This is a genomic window from uncultured Empedobacter sp., from assembly GCF_937930195.1.
Classification (GTDB): Bacteria; Bacteroidota; Bacteroidia; order Flavobacteriales; family Weeksellaceae; genus Empedobacter; species Empedobacter stercoris.
This window is the reverse complement of the sequence record NZ_CALGVK010000049.1, coordinates 1-2,153: the sequence shown is the minus strand read 5'-3', so window position 1 is coordinate 2,153 and position 2,153 is coordinate 1. Positions and strand designations below refer to the sequence as shown.

2 protein-coding genes and 1 pseudogene are annotated in these 2,153 nt (G+C 27.5%); 1 reads left to right on the top strand and 2 read right to left on the bottom strand.

All coding sequences use genetic code 11. The features are described 5' to 3' along the window. Nucleotides 1-490: pseudogene (locus Q0616_RS02735) on the top strand (hypothetical protein); the annotation flags it as partial. 252 nt (nt 491-742) lie between these two features. On the opposite strand, the gene ytxJ reads toward Q0616_RS02735, so the two are convergent. Continuing rightward, nucleotides 743-1,075, bottom strand: coding sequence for a bacillithiol system redox-active protein YtxJ (gene ytxJ, locus Q0616_RS02730; protein WP_298774891.1), 333 nt, complete (start codon nt 1,073-1,075; stop codon nt 743-745). Nucleotides 1,076-1,193: 118 nt separating this feature from the next. Further along, nucleotides 1,194-2,153, bottom strand: a 960-nt coding sequence (locus Q0616_RS02725; protein ID WP_366940230.1) for a HipA domain-containing protein, incomplete at its 5' end; no start/stop codon positions are given.

The following is a 2,153-nucleotide window of genomic DNA, read 5'->3' as shown; positions in this document are numbered from 1 at the left end:
TGATATTTCAAAAGGTCGAAATGATGTTTTGGCTCTTATGTTTGACATGAACAGTTTATGGGAGCAATTTATTTTAGTTACTTTAAAAAGAAAGCTGAAATCCCATCATGTTTCCTCACAAGTAACCAAGAATTTTTGGAAACCCAATTCAGGTTATTCATCTAAAATGCGACCTGATATTATCCTAAGTTGTAGAGATACTGGAGAAAACATTGTTTTAGATACGAAATGGAAAAATCTAAACGGTTACAATCCTTCACCTGAAGATTTGCGACAAATGTATGTGTATCACAGATTTTATCAAGCTAAAAAAGTTGCTCTTGTATATCCTTCAGATCAACATTCAATTCAAAAAGGAAATTATTTCAGTTCAGAAAATCATTTAGAAATGTCTGATAAAGAATGTAGTATTATGCAAATTGCAACGGCTTCAGATATTAAAGTTTGGCAAGAGGAAATTGTAAATCGAATTAAAATATTATTAGATTAATCAAAATTTTTTGTCACAAAAATCAACAAAATTTGTGATAATTATTACAGTATAAATATGACAGAAACATCTAAAAATCAAATAGAAACAAAAATTTCAAAATCTCTTTTTGGCGAAATATTTTTTTTGATTTAAGATTTTCGAAATATTAAAATTCATAACTTAAAATGTCCGTTATTCTATACAATTTGATTCATTTTGCATGGAATAACGGACATTTAATATTTGAACATTAATTACTTCTTAAATACCTTATAAATTAACTAATTGATCTAATTGTTTCTGAATTTCTTCATTTTTTATTTTACGATGTGATGCATTGTACACACATTTTCCATCTTTTATAATTAGGATTTGCGGTGATTCGTGCTGAACATTGTATCGTCGTTCAATCTCATTAGAGAGTGTTCTATACGTTAATAAATCTAAATAATTCAGTTCAAAATCGCTTTCTTTTACAATATCCCAAATTATATCACATAACCCACAAGTTGTACTGTGTTTATAAATAATTTTTGGTTGATTAAAAGATGCTTGATCAATTTGATCTAAATGATCTAAAGTTGTAATATCTATTTTTTTCATTTTTGATTCTATTATTTCGCTTCTAAAATTACGTTGAAAAGAAGGAATAACCTATTCTATTTTCCTTAAAGGATAAATTATAAAAAATGTGTTAAGGAAATCTTCTCGTTCAGTTTTTTCAATCTATAACTATTTTTAATTTCTTCAATCGACGCTGATAACTTTGCAAATAATTACGTTTTAACTTATCAGATAAAAACGATTTATTGATTAAATCTACCACTTGATCTTCTTTCGAAGTTAGATTTTGAAGAACTTTTATGATTGATTTTTCTGTCATCCCTGCTTTTTCTCCCAATACCATTAATTGATCAATGACTTTTCCTTTTGAATTGGATTTTGGTAATAATCCATCTTTTAAAGCAAAATCAGCATCGTCAATATGAATTTTGGTATTTAGTAAATCATATGCTGGACTTAATTTAAAATCTCCTTGCTGAGTTTCTATTAAAGAAAAATTCTTTAAATGAGCATCTCCATTTGAAAACAGATAATTGAAAAGGATTAAAGTAAATAACTTTGGAGTTTCTACTTTCCAAGCTGGAACATATTTTTTTAAAGCATCAAACAATTCTAAGTAATTACCTTCGTATTTATATTGTTCTCCATCTGTCGCAGGTGATTTCCCTAATAAAGAAGCGAAATCCTCTACTGCTAATTTTTCACCATTTTCATTGTAATCAAATCGTTTCGTTATATAAGCTGGACTTCCATCTTTAAAAAAAACTAATGCATTTTCTGCTGTTTCAATTTTAAAAATTTGTTTGGCAATTTGCATCGTCAAATGTTCATTCGCTGGTGCAAATTCACTATTTTTTGGTAAATCAGAAATTGGTTTTAAAATATATTGACCACTTTCGTTTTCATTGGTTAATCTTAGTTCTTTTCCATCAAGAATTAAAGAATATTTCTCTTGAAATCCCGAAATAGAAATATGTGTTTGATTTTGGTTAAAACTACTTTTATCCTTACGATCAGTTGGCGAAGTATAATTTAAAATTGGATTCACTTTTTTTCCATTAAACAACTTCTTTAATACACTGGGACTGTACGCATTAAAATTTTCTTTTAAAGAACC

What these genes read in the sequence shown, in the direction of transcription:
- ytxJ (WP_298774891.1), bottom strand. Translation starts at nt 1,075, where the DNA reads ATGAAAAAAATAGATATTACAACTTTAGATCATTTAGATCAAATTGAT.